The following is an 8,902-nucleotide window of genomic DNA, read 5'->3' on the forward strand; positions in this document are numbered from 1 at the left end:
CCGCACCGCCTCCCTTCTTCCCCCGCGCTGCGTTTCCGTTAGCGCGAAAGAGGCGTGATTCTAAGCACCCGCCCCGCTCTCCGCAAGCCCTTTGTGAAAATAATTTGAAAAAGCCTCCGTGCGCTGCCGCGCACGGAGGCTACAGGCGTGACGGGCTACCTGCAGCATCGCGGGAAGCCTGTAACGGATGCGAGGAAAGGCCTGCTCTCCAGGCTTCCATATAGAAGACCGCCGGCGACAACCATGTTCAACCGCGCTCCGTATGTGCCTCACACCGTCCACCAGGCCGTCGAACCCACAAAGGACGTCGCGCCGTCGAGTATCATGCCGCGATCGAACAACGCACTCATACAGACGATGGACAGCACCACTCAATCCGGCGATGCCGATCTTCGCGACGAATACGCCGCACTACGCGAGCGCGCCGTCATGCTGGAAGAACAGGTCCCGCCCCTTCTGCAGCGTATCTCGGATGTCCTGCCGCGCATCAGCGGGGTGTCCGAACTCGCGGACGAGCACCGCGAACGTCTGGTCGGCGCACGCAACGCGGCGATGGTCTCGATCGAAAACTATCAGCAGGCGATCCCGTTCCTGCAGACAGCCGACTCGATCATCGAGCAGCTCGACAAGACGCCCGAGCGCGACGAAGACGTGGAGTGGCGCGAATCGCTGCTGCAGCGCCTCGACGAACTGATCGACGTCGCGATCGTGATGATCGACGATGCGCAGGGCTATTTCGAGCAAGCGGCCGCGTGCGATCTCTCCAGCGTGCCGAAGTCCATTCTCGAAGACTGAGCGCCACGACCGGGAGGCGTACCGCGCATCGACTGTCTATGTCCGTGTCGTGTACGCCACTCGCCTCACACACGTGCCGGCCGCCATCGTCCGACTAGAGCGTGTCGAGCACCACCGTCTCGCCGACGATCGGCACACGGATATATCCGCCCTCCGCATCGCCGTACGCATGCGCGTTTCCGTCGATCACGTATTGCGCGGTCAATGCGCATAGCGTCGCGTCCCGCGCATCGACCGATCGCAGTGTCGACACGTCGATCCCGAGCTGCGTCAGCAATTGCCGGCGCTGGTTGCGTTTCTGCTTCGCCGACGCAATCGACTTGCCGAGCATCGCGCAGGTAATCGCGTACGGATAGGTCTCGAAGCTCACGCGCCCACCGGCATACCGTGCATCGGTCAGCAGCGGATAGGCATCCGCGAGCGCGCGGTAGACGCGCTCTCCCATGAACATCCAGTCGAAGAAGCCGGACGTGCTCGCCACCGCCTGTTCGCGCGACGGCGTCGGGAAACACGAGATACGTTCGCGCGCGAGCGCCTGCTCGGCCGCCCGGCGTCCGCTCCCCGTCCACCACAGGCTCGGCGCATCGACGCCGACGGCCACCACGTCATGCTCGATACACAGCGCCGGCAGCGCTTCGGGCGCGATCCGCGCCTCGCCGCAGACGATCGCCGCGCCGCGCAGGATCACGAGGTCGCATTGCTTCTTGTCGCCGCCCACGTCAACGCCCGCCACCGCGGGCAGTGACTGCGCGCCGGATCGGGATCGGGCCGCCCGCATGACGGTGCGTCAGTCCGCTGGCCGCGCGTCGTACGCGGCATCGAAGATCCCTTCCAGGCCCGGATGCACGCCGCGCATCCGGTCGACGACCGACTTCGCCCAGTCGAAATACGCCTGCTTGCGCTCGAGCGGCCAGTCCGCGGGCGGATGGCGCGCGATGTCCCGCAGGTTGCAGATCTTGTCGGCGAGCTTCACGAGCTTCGCGCGCCGGCTGATGGTCGCCGCATGCTCGATCTGCAGGCGCTTGCGCTCGTCCTTCGGCAACGACTTGTCGTCGGTGACTTCCATCACGATGTCCGCGACGTCCTTGCCGAACAGCCGCAGCAGTTCCTGCTCGGTGGTCTCCGTATCCTCGATCGTGTCGTGCAGCACCGCCGCGACGAGCACGCGCTCGTCCTCGATGCCGGCTTCGTTGGCCAGCACGTCGGCCAGCGCGATCGGGTGGTTGATGTACGGCGACGCCTCGTCGTCCTTGCGCCGCTGATTGCGATGCTTGTCCGCCGCGAACGCAATGGCAGCTACCAGCTTGTTCATATCGATCCCCCGTGTGGCCGGACTCGCGACCGGCAGAACCGGTCGCGTGCGTTTCGGAACCGCACATACTACCTGCACGCGATGACCATTCCCACATATCGGGACATCGCGCCGCCCGGCATCACGCGCGTGCCGCGTCGCGTTGCAGTTCGACCACGTTGACCTGCGCACCGAACACGTCGCGCACGAGCGGCAGCAAGTGATCGTGGTGCGTCAGGAACAGCACCTGGGTCCGCGTCGACAGGTCGCGCAGCGCCTCGAGCCCCGCCTTCGCACGTGTGTCGTCGAAGTTGATGAACAGATCGTCGGCGACGAACGGCAGCCCGGTCCTGCTGGCGAGCTGCAGTTCGAGCGCGGCGATCCGCAGCGCGAGGAACAGCTGGTCGCGCGTCCCTTCGCTCAAGCCGGCCACCTCGACCGACGTGCCTTTCATGCGCCGCGCATACAGCGCGGGCGGCGTCCGCTCGGTGTCGACGGTCAACCGCGCGAATTCGCCAAGCGTGAGCCCCGCGAAAATCTCGCCCGCCCGGCGCAGCATCGGCCCCTGCTTCTGGTCGCGGTAGCGATCGGTCGCCCACTTCAGCAAGCGGCTCGCGGTCGCCGCTTCCAGATACTGCTCGGCCGCGTCGCCCATCGCCGCCAGCGCTTCCTGCCGCTTCGCCTCGGCCACCGCAGCGTTCGCCTGGCCGTCGATCGCGCCGAATGCCTGCTGCGCGACGACCTGTTGCTGCGCGAGTTCATTCAGGCGCTTGCCGACGTCGCCGAGCGCCTGCTTCACCGCTTCGAGATGCGCGGGTACGTCGGCGATGTCCTGTTCCGCGACCTCGGCCTCGACAGCCGGCTGGGACAACCCGTCGCCGTCGCGCACCAACGCTTCCTTCGCCGCTTCGACAGCCTGCCGAAGCTGACGCTGCCGGTCCGATTGCTCGGCCAGCGGCAGCGCTGCATCGATCGACGCGACGCCGGCCAGTTGCAGCAACGGCTGAACGCGCGCATCCGCGCCCGCGACCGCGGCGGCCGCGTCGGCGACCTTGCCGTCGGCCTGGCGCGCCGCCTCGTCGGCACGACCGATCGCACGTGCGGTTTCCCGGGCGGCCGCAACACGCAGCGTCAACCGGCGCGCAACGTCCAGCCAGTCGCCGCTCGCGAGCCATGCCGGTTCGAGCGCTTCGGCCAGCCGCCGCGCGCCGGCTTCGAGCGCAGCCAGTTCGGCGCGGATCGCGGCGATCCGGTTGCGCGGCACATCGGCGTCGGCCAGTTCGGCCGTCACCGCATTCGCGAGCCCGAGCGCGCTTTCCGCCGCGGCCAGCGTCACCGCGTTCGCGGACAGCTTTGCGTCGGCAAGCGCGTCGCGCCATTGCGCGTGCCACGCATCGTAGGCGGTCTGGGCATGGCCGGCGCGTGCACGAGCCGTCGCGCACCCGCGTTCGGCTTCGCGCGCGCGGTCGTCGAGGCTGTCCTGCTGCGCGAGCGTCTTCTCGGCCGACTGCACGAACGTCTCCGCGATCGCGATGAGTGCCGCCAGCCCGTCGGCATCGCTGCCGCGGGATACCAGGCGCAGCGCGGAACGCAACGCGGCTTCGGCGCCGGCGCGCGCCTCGCGGATCGTCGCGAAATCGCGGCGCTGGCGATCGAGTTCGAGTTGCGCGGCAAACACCGTGTCGCGCTTCGCGAGCCAGTCGCCCATCGCCGCGAGCGGCATGCCCGGCACGCCAGCCGTCGCCGCCAGTCGGGACCACGCATCGCGATGCGCGGCCAGCTCGCGCTCACGCTCGTCCATCGCGGCCTGCCGGCGCGTCAACACCGCGCGTGCGGACTCGACCTGCTGACGCAGCGATTGCAGCGTCGCCGCCGCTTGCGTGGCGCCGAGCTGCGCATCGACGAGTTCGTCGGCAAGGCGAATCGCATCGTCGACGGCCGGCGCGCCCGTTGCGAGATCGACCGCGCCGCTGCGAATGTCGCCCCACGCACCGTCGCGCCGCGCGCGCGCCGCCAGCACCTCGGCGGTCGTGACGACCTTGTGGGTCTCCGCGAAATGCTTCTCCTGCAGTTCGAGCCGTTCGAGCTCTTCCTGCGCGCCGTCCCGTGCATCGCGTGCGGCCGCCACCGCGCTCGCGCGCTCGCCGGCTTCGTTCAGCAGTGCGCCGAGCCGCGCCGTCGACGGCACGTCGAGCACGCGCAGCGCATCGACCGGCTTGCGCCACTGGCCGAGCGCATCGAGCGCGTCGGCCAGCGTGCGTTCGGCGGCAGCGATGTCGCGCTCGAGCGCCTGCTCGCGCTGGCCGCTGCCTCGAAAGCCTTGCGCATCGGCCAGCGCCGCGCGAAGCACCTCCGGCACGTCGACCGTCGACAGGCGCGCCAGTTGCTCCTGCGCCTGCGCAAGCTCCTGCGTGCGTTCATCGAGCGATTCGCGTGCGCCGGCCAGTGCCTGATGCAGCGCACCGTGGTCGCGCAACAGGTTCGCGACCGTCTTCAGCGACAGCGCGCTCGGCAGTGCCGCGCGCAGCGACGCCTCGTCGGTCGGCCAGCCGAGCTGCGCGGCGGCCGCACCGGCGGCGGACAGATGACGCTCGACGTCTGCGCCGAGCAACAGCAGATCCTGGGCGTGATTCATGCAAGCGCCGCGCAGCCGGTCGAGCGCTTCGATATCGCCTTCGAGCGCCAGTGCATCGGCATCCGGCTCGATCGCATCACGCGCCTGCCGCTTCGCGAGCAGGTCCGCACGCCGCTCTTCGAGCACCTTCTGCTCGGCGGCGAGATCGCCTTGCGCTTTCAGCAGGTCTGCATAGGCAGTCGGCGGCAACTCGACGACGGTGCCCAGTTCGGCGAGCGCCGCTTCCTTTATCGTCAATTCCTTCAGGTACGGTGCGAGCCGCCGCACGCGCTCGAGCTTCGAGCGCAGCGCTTCGAGGCGGCGCTGCTCCGCGCGCGCCAGTTCGATTTCCTGCTCGACGGCATCGCGCGCTTCCTTGCGATCGACCCAGTCGCGCGTACGCACCTGGACCGCCTTCAGTTCGCCGACCGCGTCGTTGAACGACGTCTCGGCCTGCGCGAATGCGCTGCCGCTGCGCCGCGGCGCCCACAGCTCGCCCGAGCGCGCGTCGAGTTCCTCGCGCACGGGCCCGAGCGTGCCGACGCCGGCCGCCGATTCGAACAGCACCTGGCCAAGCTTGTCGGATGCGTCGAGAATGCTCCGGCCGCCGTCGACGAGCCGCCCATGGTCGAGCCCGAACATCTGCTCGAAGAACTCGCGCGTCGCGCCATCGAGGATCGCCGCGAGATAGTCGTCCGGCAGCTTGTCGTCGGCGGGGGTACGCAACGGGCTGCGCCCGCGCGCGCGATGAAACGCGAGCGCGCCGGTGCCGCTCTCCAGCACGCCGCCGATCCGCAGCTCGGGGGTCGCATGCAGGAAGTCGAGCGGCGTCTGCAGCTTCATCCCGAACAGCAGTTCCGACACGGCCGTCCGGACCGTCGACTTGCCGGCCTCGTTCGGCCCCACGATCACGTGGAAATCCTGGCCGGCCGACGGAAAGCGCAACGTCTCGTCGGTGAACTTGCCGTACTTGATCAGATCGAGCTGGCTGATGCGCATCGCTTATTCCCCCCTCGCCAGCCGCGCGAGCAACGCAGGGCCGACCTGCTCGACGAGCGCCGTGAGTTCGCCGGCGCGCGCCATCGTCAACAACGGCACCTCCTCCTTCACGTCGCTGCGCACCTTGCCGACGAACGGCTTCAGGTCGCGTTCGAGCAGCGCGAGGAAATCCGGATCGTGCGCGGCGTCGGCCAGGATCTGTTTCAGATCCTCCAGCGCCTCGAGTTGCTCGCCCTCGCCCTGGGGTTGCTCGGGCGCGGCGGTCGCGAGGCGGACCTTCTCCAGCCACAGCCGTTCGTTGCCGATGATGCCGATCTGGTTCAGCACCTCCGCGCGCAGTTGCGGCGCGCGACCGAAAAAGAGGCCGTGCGCGGGCGTGCGCCCCGTGACCGTCACGCGCACCGCGCGCGGCACGTGGCCATCGACGCTCAGCAGCGCCTCGAGCGACTGGCCGATCTTTCTCGACAGATCGGCGACCGTGAGGCAGTCGGACGCGTCGACCGGTACCGCTTCCCAGCGCAGCACGTCGAGGTACAGGCGTTCGACGTGCGTGCGGCCCTGCTCGACCGTCACGAGCACCGCGCCGCGGCGGCCCGTCTCGCGGATATGGCGCCCCTGCAGATTGCCGGGAAATACGACGGTCGACGGCCCCGACCATTGCTGGAACTCGTGCACGTGGCCGAGTGCCCAGTAGTCATAGCCTTTCGCATGCAGTTCCGCCAGCGAGCACGGCGCATAGTTCGCGTGCGCCGCGTAGCCTTCGAGTGCGGTGTGCAGCACGCCGATGTTGTAATGGCCCGGCACGGGATCCGGATAGCCGATCGCGAGATTGTCGACGACGGCCTTGTCCTTGAAGCTCTGCCCATGCAGCGCGACGTCGAATTCCGGCAGCCGGAAGGTTTCCGGCTTGCGGTGGCCGAACACGGTGACGTTGTCGGGCAAGGTCAGCTTCTTCGTCATCTCGCTTTCGGCATCGTGATTGCCGCCGAGCACGAATGCGCGAATGCCGGCCTTGCGCAGGCGGCCCATCTGCTGGCCGAAGAAAATGCCGGTGTTGTGGTCCTTCCAGTCGCCGTCGTACAAATCGCCGGCGATCACGAGGAACGCGACGTCCTCGTCGATCGCACGATCCACGAGTTGCCGCAGCGCCTCGCGCGACGCGTTGCGCAACTGCGCGGCCGGCGCGTCGGGGTACGCGCTCAGGCCGTGCAACGGACTGTCAAGGTGAATGTCTGCCGCGTGGATGAACTTCACGAAGATTCCTCTGTTTCATGACGAAGGGGCGATGTCGACCCGCATTGTGCGCGGTCGAATGCGAGGCGCGGCCGCCGGTCGCCGGCGGGTCGGGATGGTACCTGAAAGCGGGCGACGTGCATTCTCGCGGCCTGTCGCCGCCCACGACCGCGTCACGGCGCGGACTCGACAAACCGGCAATTCGAAACACGGTACACGCGATGCGTCGCACCGCCGTGCGCACGGCACGACCTTCCGATGCCGGCGGCATCCGCCAGCTCGGGCAGGCCGCGGCGGTACTTGGTTGCCGTCTGTCGTCACGATGCCGATCGGACATGATCGCGTGCATCGGCCTGCGCGGCCACGATGGCGGGCCGGCCACCGGGAGCCCCGCTATTTAAGCATGGCGGGCACGCAATGGGCAGACGGTGCGCGGACCGCCTGTCGCGCATCCGCGATCGCGAGCGCCGGGCCGCATGGCGCGGCCGGATCCGGATCGTCAATGGCACGGTCCACCGTTTCGGATCGAACGGGTTCGAGCATGTCGAGGAATCCGAATGGCGAAGCGACGTGATCGACGTCGAGTTCCCGACGAAACAGGGCACGCGCCACACCGGGTAGACATGCGACGCGTGCCTGCGTGGCTTTTTTCGTGCACTGTCAAGTCCTGGAATAGGTTGACAGTATCCAAGCGCTAAAACGCCCGATGCACCGCATCGGGCGTTTTGTATTTCAGGGCGGCATGTGGCCGCTCCTGGTTGTAGATGCGCACTGACTGCTCGACCATCTTGACGGCCTGAGCAAGGTCGGCGGGACGTTGCAACAAGAACTCGCCCTTAAGGATGCCGTTGATTCGCTCGGCCAGCGCGTTCTGATAGCAGTCGTAGCCGTCCGTCATCGAGCAGCGCAGGCCGTGGCGCCGGTGGATGTCCTGATAGTAGGTCGAGCAGTACTGCACCCCGCGATCGGAGTGATGGATCAATGGCTGGCGGCTCTGGCGCCTGCGCAACGCCTTCTTCAACGCCTGGCTAACCTGTTCGGTCTGCAGGCTGTCGTGAACGTGATGTCCAACGATCTTGCGCGAGTACGCATCCGTGACCAGGCTCAGATACACAAACCGACCCGCTGTGGGTAGGTACGTGATGTCGGCTACCCACACCTGCTCGGGGCCGCTCGGCACGATTTGATCCGGCCCGGGTTTCAGTAGATTCGGATGGCGCCGGAAGTGATGGTGGCTTTGCGTTGTCTTGTGATACGCCCGATGCGGCACGACCAGCAGTCGCGCGGCGCGCAGCACATCGAACAGCCCATCTCGCCCCAGCTTGATGCCGCGCTCGACCAACGCCGGCCCAAGCAGGTGATGCAGTTTGCGTGCCCCAAGCCTAGGCTGGCGCAGTCGCACGTCGCGCACCAATGCCGTCACGGTCTCGGCTTGCGAGCAGCGGCGCGCCTCGCTGCGACATCGCTTGTAATACGCTTGGCGACTGATGCCCATGTAGCGGCAGGCTCGCTCGACGCTCAGCTTTTCGATCCGCTTTTGCGCAACGACCTGCCCGAAGGCTTTTTTACGGTGATCCCGTAGTCCTTGCGCATCACGTCGAGCACGGCCTCGAACAGCGCCGCTTTCTCCTGCGCCTCGCGCAACTGCGTCTCCAACTCCTTGATGCGCTGCTCCGGTGTGAGTGGCTTTGAGTCTGGCTTTGGCATGGTGCAACCCGATCGCGCACGGCCGGATGGATCGGCCCAATCCTGCAAGCCGTGCTTACGTAACCATACCAGTACGGTCGAGCGTCCCTGGATGCCGTAGCGCTGCTGCGCCTCTTTGTACGTCAGTTCGCCTTTTTCGACCTGCGCCACCACCGACAGTTTAAAAGCCAGGCTGTAGTCCCGCTGCGTCCGCTTGTTCCCTTGCTCCACTTGGCACCTCTTCGCTTCGGCGAAAAAGTGTCAACCTATTCTAGGACGGGTCA

Annotated in this window: 7 protein-coding genes; 2 read left to right on the forward strand and 5 right to left on the reverse strand. The window is 67.3% G+C overall.

The genetic code is table 11. The annotated features are described in order from the left end of the window. Nucleotides 1-324 precede the first annotated feature (324 nt). A complete protein-coding gene (locus ACTJKF_RS31000; protein WP_440628917.1) occupies nt 325-795 on the forward strand; it encodes an ATPase in 471 nt (156 codons plus the stop codon). 94 nt (nt 796-889) lie between these two features. Here the strand turns inward: ACTJKF_RS31000 and ACTJKF_RS31005 are convergent, their stop codons facing one another. The 4 genes from ACTJKF_RS31005 to ACTJKF_RS31020 all read right to left on the reverse strand — a co-directional run bounded on the left by ACTJKF_RS31005 (nt 890) and on the right by ACTJKF_RS31020 (nt 6,953). Then, nucleotides 890-1,573 (reverse strand): DUF429 domain-containing protein, encoded by a 684-nt coding sequence (locus ACTJKF_RS31005; RefSeq protein WP_440628908.1) that lies wholly within the window; start codon nt 1,571-1,573, stop codon nt 890-892. 9 nt (nt 1,574-1,582) lie between these two features. Beyond that, nucleotides 1,583-2,107: an HD domain-containing protein gene (locus ACTJKF_RS31010; protein WP_440628910.1), complete on the reverse strand. Its 525-nt coding sequence runs from the start codon at nt 2,105-2,107 to the stop codon at nt 1,583-1,585. A gap of 121 nt (nt 2,108-2,228) precedes the next feature. Further along, nucleotides 2,229-5,699: an AAA family ATPase gene (locus ACTJKF_RS31015; protein ID WP_440628912.1), complete on the reverse strand. Its 3,471-nt coding sequence runs from the start codon at nt 5,697-5,699 to the stop codon at nt 2,229-2,231. Nucleotides 5,700-5,702: 3 nt separating this feature from the next. After that, complete coding sequence (locus ACTJKF_RS31020; RefSeq protein ID WP_440628914.1) at nt 5,703-6,953, reverse strand: metallophosphoesterase family protein; 1,251 nt, start codon at nt 6,951-6,953, stop codon at nt 5,703-5,705. Nucleotides 6,954-7,349: 396 nt separating this feature from the next. On the opposite strand from ACTJKF_RS31020, the gene ACTJKF_RS31025 reads away from it, so the two are divergent. After that, nucleotides 7,350-7,553 (forward strand): hypothetical protein, encoded by a 204-nt coding sequence (locus ACTJKF_RS31025; protein WP_440628916.1) that lies wholly within the window; start codon nt 7,350-7,352, stop codon nt 7,551-7,553. Nucleotides 7,554-7,626: 73 nt separating this feature from the next. Here the strand turns inward: ACTJKF_RS31025 and ACTJKF_RS31030 are convergent. Then, a protein-coding gene (locus ACTJKF_RS31030; protein WP_440623306.1) for an IS3 family transposase occupies nt 7,627-8,849 on the reverse strand; the annotation gives its coding sequence in 2 pieces (ribosomal slippage) (nt 7,627-8,481 and nt 8,484-8,849; 1,221 coding nt in all). Nucleotides 8,850-8,902 lie beyond the last annotated feature (53 nt).

This window comes from Burkholderia sp. 22313 (assembly GCF_052045245.1).
GTDB lineage: Bacteria > Pseudomonadota > Gammaproteobacteria > Burkholderiales > Burkholderiaceae > Burkholderia.